The organism is Rhizobium sp. 01L419 (assembly GCF_056400025.1).
This window is the reverse complement of record NZ_JBFTSM010000002.1, coordinates 515321-535490: the sequence shown is the minus strand read 5'-3', so window position 1 is coordinate 535490 and position 20170 is coordinate 515321. Positions and strand designations below refer to the sequence as shown.

The following is a 20170-nucleotide window of genomic DNA, read 5'->3' as shown; positions in this document are numbered from 1 at the left end:
GACTTCGATAGTCGCTGGGCAGTTTCGCCCCATGATGGCCCCATCGCGGATGGAACGCCCTCATGGGGTTTTTGGTTTTTGGCTACAGATGAACGATGCGTTGAAAATCGGCATTCTTTACTCCACCACCGGCCCTTACGGCTCGATGGGCCGCGACGCACGTGACGGCGCGGAATTCGCGATCGCCGAATTTGCGGCAACGAGCGGCCGGTCGGTCGAACCGGTCTTCTTCGACCCGCAGGCCGATCTTGCCGCCTATCTCGAAGGCGCGCGCAATCTGCTGCGCGCCGGCTGCCGCCATATCGTCGGCACCATTACCTCGGCTGCCCGCAAGGAGGTCATCCCGCTCATCGAAAAGCATGACGGGCTTCTCTGGTACATGTGCCCTTACGAAGGGTTCGAGGCGAACGAGAACGTCATCTATGTCGGCGGCTGCCCGAACCAGCATCTGCTGCCGCTCTTCGAACATTTGATCCCACGTTACGGCAACCGGCCCTATCTTGTCGGCGCCAACTATGTCTGGGGCTGGGAGATGAACCGGCTCGCCCGCGAACTCACCACCAATGCGGGCGGCGAGGTTCTGGGCGAGCGTTACCTGCCGCTCGAGGAAACCGCTGTCGAGCGCATCGTCGCCGATATCGAGCAGCGCTGCCCGAGCTTCATCCTCAACAATCTTATCGGCCCGTCGAGCTATGCCTTCCACGAGGCGATCCGCCGGCTTGCCGATCGCGACCCCGCCTTCCGGCCCGAGAATTGCCCTGTCGTCAGCTGCGACCTGATGGAATGTGAGCTGGACGATATTGCGCCGGGTGCGGCCATCGGCCAGCTCTGCGCCGCCTCCTATTTCGACAGTGTCGCTACTTCCGAAAATGGCGATTTCAAGCAGCGGATCGTTGCCCATTACGGCGAGCCTCGCCGCATCTCCAGCGTCTTTGCCAGTGCCTATACTGCCGTGCGTCTTTGTGTCGATGCGATCGTGGCTGCCGGCGGCGACGAGCCGGCGGCCGTGCGCCAGGAACTGTACGACAGAAGTTGGGCAACACCCTTCGGCGCGGTTTCCATCGACCGGGAGACGAACCACGCCGCGCTGCCCTTCCATCTCGGCCGCATCAATATCCACAACGGTTTCGATGTGATCGCCTCCCGTCCGCCGCTTGCGGCCGATCCCTATCTGACCGGCCGCAACAAATCGGCTTCGCCGAAACTGCGGGTGGTGTCATGAAGGAAACGCCCAATTTCACCGGCTGGCATGCCGTCGTCCTTCACCGCGAGGACGGCAACACCGAAAGGCTGATCCGCCAGCTCCGTCTGCTCGGCCTGTCCGCAACCCTGCAATGGGCGCCGCTTTCGGCCGCAAGCGTGCCAGATATGGTTATCGTCGATGCCGATCAGGGCTTTGACGATCTCCTGCCGTGGGCTGGCGCGATGCCGACATGCCCGGTCGTTGCTCTGCTCGGCTCGGAAGCACCCGGTCGCATAGCCTGGGCACTCGGCCAGGGCGCCGGTGCAATCATCGCCAAGCCGATCGCCGCCTCCGCCGTCTATCCGGCCCTCGTCATGGCCGTCTCCATTCATCAGGAGCGCAAAAATGTTGCGGAGCGGCTCCAATATCTCGAAGAGCGCGTACGCATGCGCCCGCTCGTCCATGCCGCTGTCGAAAAGCTGATGCAGGCGCATGGGGTCGATGAGGAACGCGCCTATTCGATCCTGCGCAACTGCGCCATGCGCCGCCGCCTGCCGACGGAACAGATCGCCGCCTTCATTCTCGGCGGCATAGAACCCCTGCCGGAGGCCGGTTGATGCGTGTGATCAAAGCCATGCTGCGCCAGCCGACTGCTCTCTTCGGCCTTATCGTCGTCCTCATCGTGATCGCGTTTGCGATTGCCGCACCCTGGATCGCTCCCTTCAATCCCGATGAGCAGATGTTCGACGGCCTTTCGCTGGAAGGCGCTCCGCTGGCGCCCGGCGGTCCCTATCTGCTCGGCACGGATACGCTCGGCCGCGACCTCTTCTCCCGCATGCTCTTCGGCGCCCGCACTTCTCTCGTTATCGGCCTTGTCGCCAACGGCATCGCTGTGGCGATCGGCCTGTTCATCGGCATTCTTGCCGGCTACATGCGCGGCATCGTCGGCAATATCCTGATGCGTTTCACCGACCTGATGATGGCTTTCCCGGCCCTGCTGCTGGCAATCGTGCTCGCTGCGCTGCTGCGGCCAAGCCTCTGGATCGTCGCCATGGTGATTGCCCTCGTCAACTGGGTGCAGGTCGCCCGCATCGTCTATACGGAGACGCGCGGCCTGGTGGAGCGTGATTTCATCATGGCCGAGCGCTCGCTTGGTGCCGGCCACGTGCGTATCCTCTTCCTGCATATCCTGCCGCATCTGGTACCTACGGCGATCGTCTGGGGAACACTCGGCATCGCAACGACGGTACTGCTCGAAGCGACCCTTTCTTTCCTCGGTATCGGCGTGCAGCCGCCGCAGCCCTCCTGGGGCAACATCATCTTCGAAAGCCAGAGCTACTTCCAGGCTGCCCCCTGGCTGGTCTTCTTCCCCGGCGCCATCATCCTGCTGACCGCCCTCTCCTTCAATCTCGTCGGGGATGCACTGCGCGACATTCTCGATCCCACCCAGCGCGGGAGAGGCTGATGTTCTTCCTCATCCTTCGCCGGCTGGTGCAGGCCGCCCTCATTCTTCTCGGCGTTGCCGCCATCACCTTCGTTCTGCTTTATGCGTTGCCGGCCGACCCGGCGCGCATGATTGCCGGTCGAAGCGCCACGACGCAGACGGTCGCCAGTATCCGCCACGAACTCGGCCTCGACCAGCCGCTGCTCATCCAGTTCAGCACCTATCTGAGTAATCTGCTGCACGGCAATCTCGGTCGATCCTATGCACAGAAGACCGAGGTCTGGACGCTGATCGCCGCCCGCCTGCCGGCAACACTCGTCCTCATGCTGGCCGGCATCCTGGTGGAGGTGGTGCTCGGGCTGACACTCGGTACGATCGCTGCCGTACGCCGCGGGGGCTTCATCGACCGGGTGGTGATGACGGCTTCCTTCGTCGGGGTTTCCGCGCCGCAATTCGTCGTTGCCCTCCTGCTGCTTTATGTTTTCGCCGTGACACTCGGCTGGCTGCCGATGAGCGGCTACGGAACGCTTGCCCATGTCGTGCTGCCTGCTTCCACCCTCGGCGTCCTCGGGGCCGGCTGGTATGCACGCATGGTTCGATCGGCGATGATAGACGTTCTCAATCAGGATTATGTTCGCACGGCCCGCGCCAAGGGGCTTTCCTCGCGCCGCGTCATCTTTCGCCATGCCCTGCCGAACGCCATCCTGCCGATCATCGCCATGATCGGTATCGATATCGGCCAGTTCATGGGCGGCGTGGTCGTCGTCGAGGCGGTCTATGGTTGGCCGGGCATCGGCCAGCTCGCCTGGCAGGCCATCCAGCAGGTCGACATACCGATTATTATGGGCGTCACGCTGACATCAGCACTCGCCATCGTCATCGGCAATCTGCTCGCCGATCTGGTGACACCGCTCATTGATCCACGCATCCGCACACGTTGACAGCAACCAAAGAAGGGGAACCCAAATGTTCAAACGCTGGCTTCGACACACAACCACGGCAACGATGGTGGCGATCGCTCCCTTCGCCGCAAAGGCGCAGGAAACACCAAAACAGGGCGGCGATATCGTCGTGACCTACAAGGACGACATTACCACGCTTGACCCCGCCATCGGTTACGATTGGGTCAACTGGTCGATGATCAAGAGCCTCTATTCCAGACTGATGGATTACGAGCCGGGCACGCCAAACCTCGTACCGTCACTCGCCGAGAGCTTTAGCGTCTCGCCTGATGGCCTCACCTATACGTTCAAGCTACGCAAGGGCGTGAAATTCACAAATGCTCGCGAAATCGTCGCCGCCGACGTGAAATACTCTATCGAGCGCGCGGTCAACCCCAAGACGCAGGGTCCGGGTGCAGGCTTCTTTGGAGCGATCCAGGGCTTTGACGACGAGACGGGCGGCAAGACCGAGACGCTCTCTGGCATCGAAACGCCTGACGAAGACACCGTCGTCTTCCATCTTTCGCGCCCCGACGCGACCTTCCTGCATGTGCTGGCCATCAACTTCGCCTCGGTCGTGCCGAAGGAGGCAGTCGAAGCCGCCGGCGGCGACTTCGGCAAGAAACCGGTCGGTTCCGGCACCTTCATCCTGAAGGACTGGACGATCGGCCAGCAGCTCGTTTTTGAGCGCAACAAGGACTATTTCGTCAAGGACATGCCGCATATCGATAGCTTCAAGGTTGAAGTCGGACAGGAGCCGTTGGTGGCACTACTGCGCCTGCAGAAGGGCGAAGTGGATATCGCCGGTGACGGCATTCCGCCGGCCAAGTTCCTCGAAATCAAGAACTCCGCCGACGGCCCGCAGATGATCGTCGACGGCGAGCAGCTTCACACCGGCTACGTCACGCTGAACACCAAGGTGAAGCCTTTCGACAATGTGAAGGTGCGCCAGGCCGTTAACATGGCCATTAACAAGGAGCGCGTCACCCGCATCCTGAACGGTCGCGCCACGCCTGCCAACCAGCCGTTGCCACCGCTGATGCCTGGCTATGACAAGTCTTTCCCCGGCTATACCTATGATGTCGCCAAGGCCAAGGCGCTGCTTGCCGAAGCCGGCCTTCCGGATGGCTTCGAAACAGTGCTCTACTCGACCAACACCGATCCGCAACCGCGTATCGCTCAGGCCATCCAGCAGGATCTCGCAGCTATCGGCGTCAAGGCTGAGGTCCGCGCCCTCGCGCAGGCAAACGTGATTGCCGCAGGCGGCACGGAAGGTGAAGCGCCGATGATCTGGTCTGGCGGCATGGCCTGGATTGCCGACTTCCCGGATCCGTCCAACTTCTACGGCCCGATCCTCGGTTGCGCGGGTGCTGTTCAGGGCGGCTGGAACTGGTCCTGGTATTGCAATGCCGATCTCGACAAGCGCGCGGTAGCAGCCGACTCCATGTCCGATCCGGCCAAGTCCGCCGAGCGCACTGCCGCCTGGGGCAAGATCTTCACCGATATCATGGCTGATGCGCCGTGGGTCCCCGTCATCAACGAGCGCCGTGTCGTTGCCAAGTCGCTGCGCATGGGCGGTGCCGACAACATCTACATCGACCCGACCCGAGTCATCAACTACGACGCGATCTACGTGAAGCAATAGACCCCGAATAAACAATGCCTTCCCGGTTTGGCCGGGAAGGCTCTATAAAATCGAGGGAGACACCTTATGTGCATTGCCTGCACCCACACCATTCACCGCGCCCAGCATAATTTTGGCTGGAATAAGGACTTCGCACCGGCCGTCGTCGCCAAGCCTGGCGAGACCATCCATTTCGAATGCCTGGATTCCTCGGGCGGCCAGCTCGGCAGCGATGCGACGCTGGATACGCTGAACAATCTGGATTTCGGCAAGATCAACCCGGTCTCCGGCCCGATCTACGTCGAGGGCGCCAAGCCTGGCGACGCATTGAAGGTGACACTGCGCAAGTTCATCCCCTCGGGCACCGGCTGGACGGCCAATATTCCGGGCTTCGGCCTGCTCGCCGACCAGTTCAAGGATCCGGCACTGCATGTCTGGTCCTATGACGCCAACAGCATGACGCCTGCTCTTTACGGCCCCGGCGGCCGTGTACCGCTGAAGCCCTTTGCCGGGACCATCGGCGTTGCTCCCGCCGAGCCCGGCACCCATTCCGTCGTGCCGCCACGCCGCGTCGGCGGCAATATGGATATTCGCGACCTGACCGCCGGTGTGACGCTCTATCTGCCGATCGAGGTCGAGGGCGCACTCTTCTCTATAGGCGATACGCATGCCGCACAGGGTGACGGCGAAGTCTGCGGTACCGCGATCGAAAGCCAGATGAATGTCGAGGCGACAATCGAGCTCGTCAAGGATGTGCGCCTGCAGACGCCGCGTTTCACGACGACCGAACCCGTCACTCGCCATCTCGATGGTATGGGCTATGAAGTCACCACCGGCATCGGCCCCGACCTGATGACAGGCGCGCGCGAAAGTGTGATGCGCATGATCGATCTTCTGACCGCCGAGCATGGCATGAGCGCGGTCGATGCCTATCTGCTCTGCTCGGTCTGCGGCGATCTGCGCATCAGCGAAATCGTCGATATGCCAAACTGGGTCGTCTCCTTCTACTTCCCGAGGATCGTATTCGCGTGATTGAAGCCATGCCCGCCGCGCCCATTCTCAGCGTCCGCAATCTCAGTGTCGATGCGCGAACGCCGGAGGGACGCAAACCGGTCCTGAAAGATATCAGCTTTGATCTGGCGAGCGGCGAAACGCTTTGCCTGGCCGGAGAATCCGGTTCAGGCAAATCGGTGACGTCATTGTCGATCATGGGATTGCTGCCGAAGGCCTCCCTCCAGGTCGCCTCAGGCAGCATCATGCTCGGCGAACGCGATCTGCTGAAACTTTCCGATCGGACCATGCGCGGCGTGCGCGGCGGCGATATCGCTATGGTCTTCCAGGAGCCGATGACGTCGCTCAACCCGGTCATGTCGATCGGCGCACAGCTGACGGAGGCGATCCGCGAGCATCAGGGCAGCGAGAATGCCGAGGCAATCGCGCTACAGATGCTCGATGCCGTGCAGATCACCGATCCTGCCCGGCGGCTGAAGCAATATCCACACGAACTATCGGGTGGCATGCGGCAGCGCGTGATGATCGCCATGGCGCTCTCCTGCCGTCCCAAGGTGCTGATCGCCGATGAGCCGACCACGGCGCTCGACGTGACGGTGCAGGCACAAATCCTCAAGCTCATGCGTGAGCTGAAGTCGGAATTCGGCACATCGATCATCCTCATCACCCACGACATGGGCGTTGTCGCTGAAATGGCCGACCGCGTCATCATCATGCAGAATGGCGGCGTCATCGAGCAAGGCCCGGCGGTCACCATTTTCCGCGCACCGCGCCAGACCTATACGCAGCAGCTGCTTTCGGCCGTGCCGCGCCTTGGTGCTTTTACCGGCACGGACGGTCCGACGCGCATCACGTCTCGCGGCGTCGAGACCCTGCATCCCGACCGGACCCCGGTTCTGAATGTGCGTGGCCTTAACGTCACCTATGGCGGTGCGGCAAGCCTTCTCTTCAAAGGCAAGGCACCGGCTGCAGCCGTCAGCGACGTCTCCTTCGATATCCTGCCGGGCGAAACACTCGGTCTCGTCGGAGAAAGCGGATCAGGAAAGTCGACGACGGGCAAGGCGGTGCTCGGCCTCATCCCCTTCACGGGCAATGTGTTGATCGGCGGCCGCAATATTGCTGGCCTCAGCCATCGCGAAATGCAGCCGATACGCCGCACTGCGCAGATGATCTTTCAGGACCCCTATGCCTCGCTCGACCCGCGCATGGCGGTCGGCACCGCAATCGCTGAACCACTGGTCATTCATGGCATCGCCAGCAAATCCGAGCGACGGGACAGGGTCGCAGAACTCCTGCGCCGTGTCGGCCTGACAGCGGACGCCGCCACGCGCTATCCGCATGAATTTTCCGGCGGTCAGCGCCAGCGCATTTGCATTGCCCGCGCCTTAGCGCTCGAGCCGAAGCTGATCGTTGCTGATGAAAGCGTTGCGGCACTCGACGTGTCTGTCCGCGCCCGCGTGCTTGATCTGATGCTGGAGTTGCAGGAAAGCATGGGGCTCTCTTACCTCTTCATCTCGCATGACATGGCGGTCGTCGAACGCATGTCGCATAAGGTCGCCGTCATGCGCGGCGGCAGGATCGTAGAAGCCGGCACCCGTCGCCAGATCTTTGAGCACCCGGGAGAAGACTATACGAGGGCTCTGATGGCCGCCGTTCCGATCCCCGATCCGGAAGCGCAGCGCGCACGGGTGTGAGATTCCGTGATAAGGAATAGAGCGCGTTCCCAGAAGCGGTGCGCCTCCACGGGGCTTGCCCTCGGCCTCCGTCGAACCATCGTTTGGAGCGACTCACGGCGCGATTGAATGCCGGCCGCGTCTGGCGGCTTCAATCCCTTTGTCAGCCGGATTTTCCTTCGGCGGCCTGTCCCCGATGTGCAAATACGGGCCCGGAACCCGATCGTTCTCGATAAATTCAGGATTGCGCGGCAAACCGCCGTGCCGATTTTGTCGCCACCAATTCGGCTAAGTCGTACTAATATAGCAATATTTTGCTATTCTGTTTTACCTCTTGTTAATACCCGCGCAAGGACTGTTGTACATCTGTCACACACACCATGGTTTAGTTAGAATTCTCTACAAAATGAGAGCATTCGTTGTTGAGCCCTCGCGCCTTTCAGCTATTTTAGCTCTTACCGAATTAATCGGGTTTTATCAGAGGGGACGTTCTTTCGTGGAACGCACTCGAACTTAGGAGATTGGCTTTCCATGAACATTCGTATGATGTTGCTTGGTTCTGCAGCTGCCCTCATCGCTGCACCGGCATTCGCAGCAGACGCAATCGTCGCTGCCGAGCCGGAACCGGTTGAATACGTTCGCGTCTGCGACGCCTACGGCACCGGCTACTTCTATATCCCGGGCACGGAAACCTGCCTGAAGATCGAAGGTTACATCCGTTTCCAGGTCAACGTCGGCTCGAACGTCGGCGGTGACAACGACTCTGACTGGGATGCAGTTACCCGTGGTCAGGTTCAGTTCACAGCCAAGAGCGACACCGAATACGGTCCGCTCACCGGCGTAATCGTTCTCCAGGCTAACGCTGACAACGCAACGAACCAGGACACGATCCTCGACTCCGCTTACCTGGACGTCGCTGGCTTCCGCGCTGGTCTCTTCTACTCCTGGTGGGACGATGGTCTCTCCGGCGAAACCGACGACATCGGTTCTGTCGTAACGCTGCATAACTCGCTCCGTTATCAGTACGAAACCGGTTCCTTCTACGCTGGTATCAGCGTCGACGAACTGGAAGACGGTGTCTACCAGGGCGACGTGGATCCGCTCACGGGCGACCTCGTTGCTAACGATGGTCCGAACAATGTCGGCGTTGCCTTCGGCATCGGCGGCACGGCTGGTGCCTTCAGCTACCAGGTTACCGGCGGCTGGGACTTCGACAACGAAGACGGCGCTATCCGCGCTATGGGCACGGCTGAACTCGGCCCGGGCACGCTCGGCCTCGCTGCTGTCTACTCCAGCGGCCCGAACTCCTACTACTCGACGGCTGAATGGGCAGTTGCTGCCGAATACGCCATCAAGGCAACGGACAAGCTGAAGATCACCCCTGGTGTTCAGTACTACGGCAACTACATCGGCGGTCACAGCGCGTTCGACACCGTTCCGGATGACTTCGACGGTACCGGCGATGCCTGGAAGGTTGGCCTGACGGTTGACTACCAGATCGTTGACAACTTCTACGCCAAGGCCTCGGTACAGTACCTGGATCCGGAAGATAGCGACGACTTCACGACCGGTTACTTCCGTCTGCAGCGCTCGTTCTAATCTGAACATTGAAGACCCCGGGATTGCATCTCGGGGTTTTTCATCACAGGCTTCTGCGTTGGTGACCTCCAATTCAGAAGACTGAGGTCGGTCCGGTTCCCTGCTGGATCGGCCTCACCCATCGATACAGAATTCCACTCCTGTAGATGGTATTAGCTCGCCCTCACCCGAGGGCGAGCTTTTTTATTGTGCGAGCCTGGGTAATCCGATGGACAGAGTAGAGGCCATGGCCCACCCTTTTCATATTCCAGGATGAGGCGGCCCCGCGCTCAAACCATATTCAGCGGCATCAACTGGCGCAGTCTCGGGTCGCGCAGATAAAGGCCGCCCCATGCTGCAAAGCCAAGAAATAGGCAGATGATCTGGGGAGGCGTAAAAAATTCGCCCAGGCGGAAGTGCGTGCAAATTGCGCCGCCGAGAAAGCCGGTTACGAGTATAGCGCCAAGGAAGGCTGTTTTCGGAACAGCATAAAGGACCGCGCAGACCGCGATAATAATGCCGAGCGCCGGGGCGAGATTGACGGGGAAACCGGTTGCTTCCATTTCCGCCCTTATGACCCCAGGTGCAAAGAGATTAATGCCTGCATCAGCGAGGAGCAGAATAACGACCACCGCTGACAGAATTCGCCCAATCCAGATCGACATTATCGCTGCCTCCTAATTGCCGGTCACAGTCCGGCTTATGGTGTGGCCCCGATACTGTCAATTCGCCAGAAACCTTATAGCCGGGGATTTGATTATCCGCGTCTGATGATTCTTACAGTTCAAACGGTGCGGCTGATGATTGCCGCTTTACGCAGCCAGTGCCTCCCTTGTCGGCTACTTTTCTCTCGTCGAAGGAAGACGACGCTGGCATCGCTGACGATTTCCACATGCGATATGCCGCCTTTGCAGCGGCTACGCCATCTGCCCGCGCGACCTCGGTTACGATCAGGTCGTGCTTGCTGGATTCGCCAAGCGACCGGCAGCCAGAACCGCGCGCGGCGGACACGTCGTCTCCACAACTCCTGTGAACGATCCGAGATCTTCATTCGGGGTCGGCGACGCGAAGGCGACGCGATCTAAGCGGCGGCGTGTCTATCTGATGGGCCTAGCGGTCGCCTCAGCGTATCGACAAGAGGGCTGACAGGTCAGACGGGAATAACACACGGCTGCATGTTATTCCCGTCTCCTCGGAACTTTATCAGGCGGACTGAACGGCCTTGATGCGGTCCAGTCCGCCGACGACGGGCGCGAAGTCGTCCCAGACGCCCTGGGCACCCTTCTGCCATTCCTCGAAGGCTTCCGGCTTCAACAGCTTGCCTCCGTTCTTCAGTGAGACTTCTACGGATGCCGCCTCATCGTCGACGATGAGCTGGTTGAAGTAGGCAGCGCCTTCGGTGGACGCCTGCTGGAAGACCGCCTTCTGTTCGTCGTTCAGGCCATCCCAGAAAGTCGATGAATAATAGACGATGCCCGACGCCCAGATGTGACCGGTCTCGGTCATGTAGGGCACGACCTCATAGAGCTTGAAGCCGGCATAGGCGGATTTGGTGAGGTCCATGGCGTCAGCGACGCCCGTTGCCAGCGCATTATAGGTTTCGGTGATCGGAATGCCGATCGGCGTTGTGCCGAAGGCGCTCCAGAGCCTGGTGTGCAACGGGCTCTGGATGACGCGGATGCGCTTGCCCTTGAGCTGTTCCGGGCGCGTCACCGGCTCCTTGGTCAGGAGATGGCGGGCGCCATAATTGATGAAATCACCGACGACGAAACTCTGTGCCTGCAGCTTGCCTTTCAGATCGGTGCCGACATCGCCGCTAACGGTGCGGCGGACATGATCGGCATCACGGAACAGGAAGGGAAGGTCAAGGATCTGCAGTTCCGGCGCCCAGCCGGAGAGCGAAGAGACAGTCGAAAGGCTGGCATGGATGGAGCCGAGGCGAACACCCTCTGCCACTTCCTTTTCGCCGCCAAGCGCACCGTTCTTGACGATATTGAACTTGAATTGGCCAGGCAGTTTGGCTTCGACCAGTTCGCTGATCTTCACCCAGATCTTGGTCTCCGGTTTATCGTCACCAAGCAGCGAGGCAATGGTGATCGCCGTCGTCCGCGCAGCCGCGGTGCGAACGAAGCCCGGTGCGGCAAGGGCGGTGCCCGCGATCGCTGCGGTCTTCAGGAAATTGCGTCGATTGAGGTTATCCATGGATGAGATCCTGTCGGTTAGAAGATGATCGCCCAGGCGCAAAGGATTGCGAGCGAGACGAGAAGAGCAAGCAGGTAGGGAACAACAGCCTTGAAGAGGGCGGAGGCTGGAATGCGGGTGACACCGCTGACGACGAAGATCAGCATGCCGAGTGGCGGAGTCAGGCCGTGGATCATCAGGTTGACCACGATGATGACACCGAAATGGATGGGGTCGATGCCGGCGGCGACTGCGGCCGGTAGCAGGATCGGCCCGAACAGCAGGATTGCAGCGCCGATATCGAGAACCAGCCCGACGATCAGCAGGATGATGTTCGACAGCAGGATCACCGCAAGCGCGCTGCCGCCGAGCACCGTCGTCAGATGTGAGATCAGGCCAGAGACATCGTCGACGGCCAAAAGGAAGGCAAAGGGGCCAGCCGTGCCGATCAGCAGGCCGATCGCTGCCGCCTCGACGGCAGCCTGCCGGAAAGCGGCATACAGCGAATAGATGCCAAGCCGCGCACCGATGCCAAGCAGGAAAGTATAGAAGGCGGCAAGGGCTGCAGCTTCGGTCGTCGTGACGATGCCGATACGGATACCAACCACGACGATGACGCCGAGACCGAAGGCCGGAATTGCCTGGACGGCCGATTGCCAGCGTTGCGCAGATGTGGCCCGCGGCAGTGGCGCTTGGTCGCGGACCGTCAGATGAATGGCAACCGCAAGGCAGATGGCCATTAGCCCGCCGGCGAAGAAGCCGCCGACCAGCAGTGAACCGACCGACAGATTGGTGGCGGTTGCAAGGATCAGAAAGGCGATCGATGGCGGGATGACATTGTCGAGCACCGAGGTCGCAGCGATGATCGCCGCAGCCTTTGCCGGCGGATAGCCGTGCCGGACGAGTTCCGGCTGGAAGGTGGATGCGCCGAACGCGGCATTGGCAACCGAGGAGCCGGAGGCACCGGAAAAGAGCACGCTGGTGAGCAGCGTCGTCTGCGCAAGACCGGCGCGGCGATGACCGACCATGGCAGCGGCAAAGCGCACCAGCTGGTTGGCAACGCCCGATGCCGTCAGAAGGCCGCCTGCAAGCAGGAAGAAGGGAATGGCAAGCAGCAGGAATTTTGAAATACCGGTGACCGTCGAAGAGACGATGGCCGGTTCCGGAAGGCTGCTGCCGAAGGCAATCACCACATAGGCGGCGGCCAGAAAAGCATGCGGCAGCGGTGCTGCGAGCACAAGACCAATCGCGGCGATCAGCCCGAGAAAGATGCTGGGCGGCCAGTCGAGTTCGATGGAGATCAAGGGAATGCCGGTATAGAGTGCAGCACCGATGGCGATCGAGAGGAGGACCGGCCAAGCCCTTCCTTCAGCGATGCGCTGCAGCAGAAGGACGACGAGGATCAGCGCGCCTCCGGCGCCGAGGAAACCGAAGCGGATCCATTCCGGCACGCCGAGCGTCGGGGACGTGCCGCCGAGCATGGTCATGATCTCGCTGCCGCCAAAGCTCAGGATGAGGCCAGAGAGCACGGTAAAGACATCGGCTAAGATCTGCGTTGCCGGACGCAGCCGCTCCGGCAGCATGTTGACGAAGACATCGAGACGCATGGCAAGCGCACTGTTGAGGCTGAGCGGCGCGCCGAGTGCGATCAGCAGCACATGCAGCCAGATGCCGAGATCTTCCGCACCGATGAAGCCGGCCGCGAAGAAATAGCGCATGCAGACGCTGACCAGCACCATGACAAGCAGCACGGCAAGCACTGACGCGGCGGCGACGCCAAGTACGGCTTCGATCGCCCTCAGGATGCGGGCTGCAAGCCCGTTACCCGTCGTCTCCTGTTCAGCTGGATGGAATTCGCTTGCTGCCACGGAACTTGCTTTCTTGCCGGAGGGTCAGGCGCTCTTGACGGTGGAAAGGTCGCGATCGAAGAGAGTCGACCAGGTGTAGTTGCGCGCCTTCGACACTTCCCTGCTGACATCGAGACGCGGCAGAACCTTTTCGCCGAAACGATAGGCTTCCTCAAGCAGCGGCATGCCGGAAAGAATAAAGGTTTCGACGCCGGCCTTCTGATAGGCCTCAAGCGTGCGCAGCACCGTATCCGGTGAGCCGACAATTGCCGTCCCGGGGCCGGGCCGCACGAGACCGATTCCGGCCCAGAGGTTCGGGGCGACTTCGAGATCACGCAGGTTGGCTGGCTTCAGGCCTCCATGCAGAGCCGTCATGCGCTGCTGGCCGACGGAATCGCTGCGAGCGACGAAGCGCTGGTTGGCGGCAATCGCCGCATCATCCATGCGGCCGTAAAGGTCGGCGGCAGCTTCCCACGCCTTCTCGTCCGTATCGCGCACGATCACATAAAGGCGGATGCCATATTCGAGCTCGCGTTCGTATTGGGCGGCACGCACCTTCACGGCCTCGACCTTGCCTTTGATCTGCTCAGGCGTTTCGCCCCAGGACAGGTAGGTATCGACATGTTTTGCCGCGACATCGAGCGCCTTGTCGGAGGAACCACCGAACCAGAGCGGTGGCGGGGCGATGCTTTCGCCGACGGGCAAGGCGAGCTTGGCGCCATCGGTGGAGAAATACTTGCCCTGATGGGTAACGCTTTCACCGGCAAAGAGGCGATGCCAGAGCTGCAGATATTCGTCCGCCATATCATAGCGTTCGTCATGCGGCAGCATCATGCCATAGGCGCCGAGCATCTTGGCATCGCCTGAGACGACATTGATCAGCAGGCGGTCGCGGGCAAATTCCTGGAAGGTCGCGGCCATTTTGGCAAGCAATGTCGGTGCGACGAGACCCGGATGGATGGCAACGAGGAATCGCAGCCTTTCGGTATAGGAGAGCAGCGCACTTGCCAGCACCCAGACATCGTGAGCACCGGTAGCAAACAGCGCACCGGTATAACCAAGGTGGTCATAGGCCTGGGCGAGTTGCTTGTAATAGCCGTAATCGACCTGACGGGAGCCTTCCGGCTGCCACGGATAAGCGCCGTCAGGCGCGCACATATACCAGAAGACGTTCATCCCCGGCTCCTCACTTCGTTGCTTCCAGCGGCCCGACAATGGCGACCGCGCGATCAAAATGGCCATGGCGGAAAAGCGTGTCTGCCTCTTCCTGCTGCTCGGCAAGCACTGCTGCATCGATCGGCACGACCGAGAAATCGCGCGAGCGCACCACCCGCTCCCAGGCTTCGGCATCGGTGCCGCTGCGGTCGTTTTCCGCCAGAAGATGAGCCGCCCTCACCGGGTCCGCAGTAATCTCGCGGCCAACCCGGGCAAGCTCCGAGGCGATACCGGCGACTTCGGCGGAAGAGAGCCCGGCGCGCAAAAGGCTCCAGAATAGCGACCGATTGGGAATAGTGGCGCCGCAGCGTACGATGAGACGGAGATCGGTCCGCCCGATCACCTTCTCCAGCCGCGGCGACATCGCAACCCAGGCGTCCACCCGGCCCTCCAGCAGTTCCGTCAGGGAATCTCGCGTACCGCTTTCGATGCGCTCCACGTCTCCAAGCGCAAGACCCTCGCCCTCCAGGCTGCGGGCAAGCAGATAGGTGTGAAACGAACCATCAATCAGCGAAATTCTGCGTGCGGCAAGATCGGCGACGGAGCCGATATCGCTGTCGGCGCACACGAAAATTGCGCCATTGGCGGGCCGTGGCGCGGATGCGGCAATATATTCGACGCCGAGACCACGGGCATCCGCCTCGATCGGTGGCGTCGAGCCCGTTCCGCCCGCATGGATGGCGCCGCTTTCGAGCAGCGACGCAGTATCGCGGCCCTCACTATAGGGAACAAAGATCGGATCGAGACTGGCAAGGGCACCCGGCCAGACGCTGGCGAGCCGGAGGTGGAGATTGTTGGGGTGAACGCCGATTCTCATCTTCATTCCGCTCGAGAACTACAATTGCGATCAATCTACTTTTTTATAAATTGATGACGAGAAATGGCGTCCCGGGAAGCGAAGGGAAAGCAAATCAAAAACCTATAAAATCTACAGATATTAAAATCTTCTGCCGCCATCATCACTGTCAGCGTGTCCGGCATTGAAATTCCGATGTGTTCACTTTACTTTTTTATAGAATAGAAGAGGTGGCCATGACCAAGCCGGTATCATCAAGGGTCTGCCGTAGCGTCGGCGAGGCGAGCGAACTTCTGAAGCTGGTCGCCAATGCGAACCGGCTCGCAATTGTCTGCTATCTAATGGAAACCGAAGCATCGGTCTCAGTGCTCGAGGAAGAACTCGGCATCCGCCAGCCGACGCTTTCGCAGCAACTTGCTGAATTGCGCGAGGCTGGCATCATCGAAGGGCGCCGTGAAGGCAAGGCTATCGTCTATCGCGTCGCCGACCCGAGGGTTGAGACCATCGTCCATGCGCTGCGGGACATGTTCTCCGGCCTCGACGACGTTACCGGTCGTTTCGGCATGGCAAAGCTGCCGGTCGACGAACTGATGTTCGATTGACCATCCCGATGATCGATTTTTATACCTGGATCACGCCGAACGGCATGAAGATATCGATTGCGCTCGAAGAATTCGGCCTTCCCTACAAGACCCACACGATCGATATCACCAGAGGCGATCAGTTTTCCGCCGGCTACTTGGCGATCAATCCCGGCAGCAAGATCCCAGCCATCGTCGACCACGAGACCGGCATCACGCTTGCCGAATCCGGAGCTATTCTCCTCTATCTCGCCGAAAAGACCGGCCGGTTCCTGCCGCGCGAAGGCGCTGCGCGCCATCACACCATCGAATGGCTGATGTGGCAGATGGGCGGCTTCGGCCCGACACTCGGCCATGCGCACTATTTTCTGACCTACAATGAAGGCCGCGCACCCTTCGCCGAGGCGCTTTTCCGCCGGGACACCATCAGGCTCTACGAAACGCTCGACGCCCGGCTCAAAGGCCGGGAGCACCTCGCCGGCGACTATTCCATCGCCGACATGGCCGTCTGGCCCTGGGTTTCGCGCTTTGCGCGTCACAAGATCGACCTCAGCGACTTTCCGAATGTCCGTCGCTGGTATCTTCAACTTGCCGCCCGGCCGCAGGTCAAACGCGGTTATGAAGTGCCGCATTTCACCGGCCCGGTTCCGCTGCCCGGTCTCTAAATGTAAAAATTGTTTCGCCGTCGGTCTATCGCGTGAAAAGCAGCCGCATGCGCGCCACGATGCCCTTGAAGCCGGATATAGACGTCGCTCTCAGATGGCGGGCGACGACACCCGCATCGACCTGTGCTCCGAAATGGCAGGAGCAGACGAGCCCGTGCAGCTGTCGATCGTTAAGATCGAAGAAGCTCTGGGCATCCCCATAGGTATCGCCCTCAAGACCCGCGGCACGCAGAACCGGATCGGCATAGGCTACGGATATGGGCGAGCCGGCGATCCTCATCATCATCCGCTGGTCGCGGGGCAGATATTCGGTTTCCCGAAGGGTTACGAGCGAACGCGCGGAATCGCCTTCCAGGAGCGCCGCCCACCGGTCCAAGCGCTCGGCGCGAGACAGTTGTGGAGTGGTACGGCTGACCTTGGCTATAGCCTTAAGCTGATCGACTGCGTATTGTTCCATGGCGGCCTCCTATTTGGAAAATAGACTGCACGCCCCCACTCTGAAGGTTGATACCAACTGCGCTGCCTGTCCAATCACGTTTGGAGAATCTTGCCTCCCAGACGCAGGCGAAATCACACCCATTCAGGCAAATTCGCTTTGTCTTGCAAAGGTGCGCGGATGGGCGACATGTTTCCTGACGATGTTGTCCTTGCTGTCGAGCTCCTCCAGGAGAACATCGTAGGTCCAGAGATCGGCTAGGTGTTGCAGGACGAGCTTCAGATCCTCCTCTTCCAGGAACTCGTTATTGCTGGCCCGGTGCTGCAACAGCAATCTGCGATCGCCGGCCAGATCGACGTCGACGATTTCGATAGCCGGGTCGGTGTGGCCTATGTCGTAGCCGCGGGAGAGCTGCCGGCGGATGCGTCGATAACCGCGCTCGTCATGGATCGCCGAAACCAGAATACCTTCCTGAACCTCCGGATCATCGTGGAGCTGGAACATGCGCCACCGCCGCATGAGGTTCGGGCTCAGGAACTGGCTGACGAAGCTCTCGTCGCGATAATTGGCCCAGATATCGCGCAGGACGGCCATATGATCGCCCCGCCCGGCGATATCGGGAAACCATTCGCGGTCTTCCCCGGTCGGCTCCGTCACGATGCGCTCGATATCCTGCATCATCGCAAAACCCAGCGCATAGGGATTGAAGCCCGAGAAACGCCGATCCTCGTACATCGGCTGGAAGACGACATTCGTATGCGATTTCAGAAATTCGAAATAGTTGCCGTCGCTGAGCTGCCCGCGCTCGTGCAGGCGCTGCATGATCTTGTAATGGACGTAGGTGGCGGTCCCTTCGTTCATCACCTTGGTCTGGCGCTGCGGATGGAAATACTGGGCGACGTGGCGGACGATGCGCAATATCTCGCGCTGCCAGGGATGAAGCCTGGGCGCCGACTTTTCGAGGAAGTAAAGGATATTATCCTGTGGCAAACCGAGCGCCGCACGTCTGCGCTCAAGATCGCGGTCGGATTTATTACGCTTGAGACCGATCGGCACCGTCCGCCAGAGATCGTTGAAGATCTTCTCCTCATGCGCGCGGCGCTCCTGCAACCGCTTCTCTTCCTGCCTGAGGTCAATCTGGGTCTTGCCCGCGTAGCGGTGCACGCCGTGCGACATCAACGCATGCGCGGCGTCCAGCGTGCGCTCGACGGCCACCTCCCCATATCGTTCCTCACAACGGGAGATGTAGCTTTTGGCGAAATCGAGATAATCGAGGATGCCCTCGGCATCCGTCCAGAGCTTGAACAGATAGTTGTTCTTGAAGAAGTGGTTATGGCCGAAGGCTGCATGTGCGATGACCAGCGTCTGCATGGTCGCCGTGTTCTCCTCCATGAGATAGGAGATGCAGGGCGAACTGTTGATGACGATCTCATAGGCGAGGTCGCGCATCCCGCGGCGGTAGAAGGCCTCATGATGGGCAAAGTGCTTGCCGAAGGACCAGTGGCGATAGAAGAGCGGCATGCCCGTCGAGGAATAGGCATCGAGCATCTGTTCCGATGTGATGACCTCGATCTGGTTCGGATAGACATCGAGCCCAAGCTCTCCAAGCGCGATGTTTTCACAGGCGTCATGAATGCGCTGCAGGGTCGGGAAATCCCAGTCAGCGCCTTCAAACAGCAGCTTTTCCTTGTGCCGAATGCTGGTCTTCATGGCGTAGCCCCTGCCTTGGCAGCCTTTTTCTGAAACAGGTCGTGGAAGACCGGGAAGATCTCGTTCTTGCGGCAGACCTTGCGCATGGCAAGCGGAAGACCGTCGGACCGGATCTCATTATAAAGCGCCCAGAGCGGCGATCTCGAAATTGAGGAATCGCCGCCTTCCTCACCAACCTCGATATAGGCGAAGTACTGGCAGACAGGCAGGATTTCCTGCTGCAGGAGTTGGCCGGTCAGAGCGCCGTCGGAATAGGAGTTATCGCCATCCGAGGCCTGCGCCGCATAGATATTCCACTCAGTCGGATCGAAGCGTGCGGCAACGATCGAGCGCATAACGGCAAGTGCACTGGATACCAGCGTGCCGCCTGTCGCCGGGCTGTAGAAGAAGGTTTCCTCATCGACTTCCTCGGCCTTTTCCGTATGCCGGATGAAGACGATCTCCACCTTTTCATAGCGCTGCGACAGGAAGAGATAGAGAAGCAGGTAAAAGCGCTTGGCGAGATCCTTCATATGCTCGCTCATGGAACCGGAAACGTCCATGAGGCAGAACATCACCGCCTTCACGACAGGTTTCGGCGTGTTTTCAAATCGCCGATAGCGCACGTCCAGCGGATCGATATAGGGGATGCGCTTGCTCTTGATGGTCAGCGTTTTCAGCTTCTCTTCCAGGGCAAGACGCTCCTCCGCGTCGTCGCATTCGTCGATCTGCTTCTGGAGCGCTTCTATTTCCTCTGCCTTCGGCCGGTGAAGTGCCAGGCGCCGCATCATGGCAAGGCGTGTGGTGCGCCCGACGGCTATATTGGAAGGAGAACCGGAGACGGAAAAACCGGCCCTTTGCGGCGTCACTTCCTCGGTCTCGCTCAGCCTGCGCTTGGCGAGGTCAGGCAATTCCAGATCCTCTAGGAAGATGTTGAGAAATTCCTGCCGGGTAAGCACGAAGCGGAAGCCGTCTTCGCCATCGCCTTCCCCCGCCTCTGACGAACGTCCGCCGCCTGAAGCCGGCGGACGCCTGATGAAATCGCCCTCGACGAATTTCTGGTTGCCCGGAAGGATGCGATCCTGAATTCCCCCTCCGCCCCGGTGAAGGCCCGGTTCGGCCATGCCGCCTATCGGAAGAGTGACCTCGCCGCCATCAAGCACATCGCGGATGGAGCGGTTCTGCAAAGATTGTTTTACCGCTTGCCCGACGGCGTCCTTGGCACGCCGTAGAAACCGTTGTCGATTTTCTAGACTTTTACCGCGCGGATTAAGCCGCCGGTCAATGATGTGCATGTTTGCTCCTA

At 60.2% G+C, this 20170-nt stretch carries 18 protein-coding genes; 10 read left to right on the top strand and 8 right to left on the bottom strand.

What is annotated here, in order from left to right; all coding sequences use genetic code 11:
• Positions 1–88 precede the first annotated feature (88 nt).
• The 8 genes from AC1DUP_RS06300 to AC1DUP_RS06265 all read left to right on the top strand — a co-directional run bounded on the left by AC1DUP_RS06300 (position 89) and on the right by AC1DUP_RS06265 (position 9475).
• Positions 89–1222: a transporter substrate-binding protein gene (locus tag AC1DUP_RS06300; RefSeq protein ID WP_113307477.1), complete on the top strand. Its 1134-nt coding sequence runs from the start codon at positions 89–91 to the stop codon at positions 1220–1222.
• Positions 1219–1800, top strand: coding sequence for an ANTAR domain-containing protein (locus AC1DUP_RS06295; protein ID WP_113307476.1), 582 nt, complete (start codon positions 1219–1221; stop codon positions 1798–1800). The genes AC1DUP_RS06300 and AC1DUP_RS06295 overlap by 4 nt, the downstream gene beginning before the upstream one ends.
• Positions 1800–2648, top strand: a complete 849-nt coding sequence (locus AC1DUP_RS06290) for an ABC transporter permease (RefSeq protein ID WP_113307475.1) — start codon at positions 1800–1802, stop codon at positions 2646–2648. The genes AC1DUP_RS06295 and AC1DUP_RS06290 overlap by 1 nt, the downstream gene beginning before the upstream one ends.
• Positions 2648–3568, top strand: a complete 921-nt coding sequence (locus AC1DUP_RS06285) for an ABC transporter permease (protein WP_113307474.1) — start codon at positions 2648–2650, stop codon at positions 3566–3568. Before AC1DUP_RS06290 ends, AC1DUP_RS06285 begins: the two co-directional genes overlap by 1 nt.
• A 25-nt stretch (positions 3569–3593) precedes the next feature.
• A complete protein-coding gene (locus AC1DUP_RS06280; RefSeq protein ID WP_113307473.1) occupies positions 3594–5213 on the top strand; it encodes an ABC transporter substrate-binding protein in 1620 nt (539 codons plus the stop codon).
• A 66-nt stretch (positions 5214–5279) separates the two neighbouring features.
• The gene (locus AC1DUP_RS06275; RefSeq protein ID WP_113307472.1) at positions 5280–6224 is read left to right on the top strand and encodes an acetamidase/formamidase family protein; all 945 of its coding nucleotides are present in this window, start codon (positions 5280–5282) and stop codon (positions 6222–6224) included.
• Positions 6221–7897: an ABC transporter ATP-binding protein gene (locus tag AC1DUP_RS06270; protein WP_113307471.1), complete on the top strand. Its 1677-nt coding sequence runs from the start codon at positions 6221–6223 to the stop codon at positions 7895–7897. Before AC1DUP_RS06275 ends, AC1DUP_RS06270 begins: the two co-directional genes overlap by 4 nt.
• Before the next feature lie 510 nt (positions 7898–8407).
• Positions 8408–9475 carry a porin gene (locus AC1DUP_RS06265; RefSeq protein WP_477832255.1) on the top strand — a complete coding sequence of 356 codons (1068 nt, stop codon included), beginning with the start codon at positions 8408–8410 and terminating at the stop codon, positions 9473–9475.
• Positions 9476–9744: 269 nt separating this feature from the next.
• Here the strand turns inward: AC1DUP_RS06265 and AC1DUP_RS06260 are convergent, their stop codons facing one another.
• The 5 genes from AC1DUP_RS06260 to AC1DUP_RS06240 all read right to left on the bottom strand — a co-directional run bounded on the left by AC1DUP_RS06260 (position 9745) and on the right by AC1DUP_RS06240 (position 15514).
• Positions 9745–10119: a DoxX family protein gene (locus AC1DUP_RS06260; protein ID WP_113307469.1), complete on the bottom strand. Its 375-nt coding sequence runs from the start codon at positions 10117–10119 to the stop codon at positions 9745–9747.
• 538 nt (positions 10120–10657) lie between these two features.
• Complete coding sequence (locus AC1DUP_RS06255; protein WP_113307468.1) at positions 10658–11656, bottom strand: TRAP transporter substrate-binding protein; 999 nt, start codon at positions 11654–11656, stop codon at positions 10658–10660.
• Positions 11657–11673: 17 nt separating this feature from the next.
• Positions 11674–13503 (bottom strand): TRAP transporter large permease subunit, encoded by a 1830-nt coding sequence (locus AC1DUP_RS06250; RefSeq protein WP_113307467.1) that lies wholly within the window; start codon positions 13501–13503, stop codon positions 11674–11676.
• A 24-nt stretch (positions 13504–13527) separates the two neighbouring features.
• The gene (locus AC1DUP_RS06245) at positions 13528–14658 is read right to left on the bottom strand and encodes an LLM class flavin-dependent oxidoreductase (RefSeq protein ID WP_113307466.1); all 1131 of its coding nucleotides are present in this window, start codon (positions 14656–14658) and stop codon (positions 13528–13530) included.
• A 10-nt stretch (positions 14659–14668) separates the two neighbouring features.
• Complete coding sequence (locus tag AC1DUP_RS06240; protein ID WP_113307631.1) at positions 14669–15514, bottom strand: ABC transporter substrate-binding protein; 846 nt, start codon at positions 15512–15514, stop codon at positions 14669–14671.
• 215 nt (positions 15515–15729) lie between these two features.
• Here AC1DUP_RS06240 and AC1DUP_RS06235 point away from each other — a divergent pair, with 215 nt between their 5' ends.
• Entirely contained in the window at positions 15730–16095 is a 366-nt protein-coding gene (locus AC1DUP_RS06235; RefSeq protein ID WP_113307465.1) for a metalloregulator ArsR/SmtB family transcription factor, read from the top strand.
• A gap of 8 nt (positions 16096–16103) precedes the next feature.
• Positions 16104–16739 (top strand): glutathione S-transferase N-terminal domain-containing protein, encoded by a 636-nt coding sequence (locus AC1DUP_RS06230; protein WP_113307630.1) that lies wholly within the window; start codon positions 16104–16106, stop codon positions 16737–16739.
• A 25-nt stretch (positions 16740–16764) separates the two neighbouring features.
• Here AC1DUP_RS06230 and AC1DUP_RS06225 read toward each other — a convergent pair whose 3' ends face one another.
• The 3 genes from AC1DUP_RS06225 to AC1DUP_RS06215 all read right to left on the bottom strand — a co-directional run bounded on the left by AC1DUP_RS06225 (position 16765) and on the right by AC1DUP_RS06215 (position 20159).
• Positions 16765–17196: a hypothetical protein gene (locus AC1DUP_RS06225; RefSeq protein WP_113307464.1), complete on the bottom strand. Its 432-nt coding sequence runs from the start codon at positions 17194–17196 to the stop codon at positions 16765–16767.
• 123 nt (positions 17197–17319) lie between these two features.
• Positions 17320–18885 (bottom strand): SpoVR family protein, encoded by a 1566-nt coding sequence (locus AC1DUP_RS06220; protein WP_113307463.1) that lies wholly within the window; start codon positions 18883–18885, stop codon positions 17320–17322.
• A complete protein-coding gene (locus AC1DUP_RS06215; RefSeq protein ID WP_113307462.1) occupies positions 18882–20159 on the bottom strand; it encodes a YeaH/YhbH family protein in 1278 nt (425 codons plus the stop codon). Before AC1DUP_RS06215 ends, AC1DUP_RS06220 begins: the two co-directional genes overlap by 4 nt.
• Positions 20160–20170 lie beyond the last annotated feature (11 nt).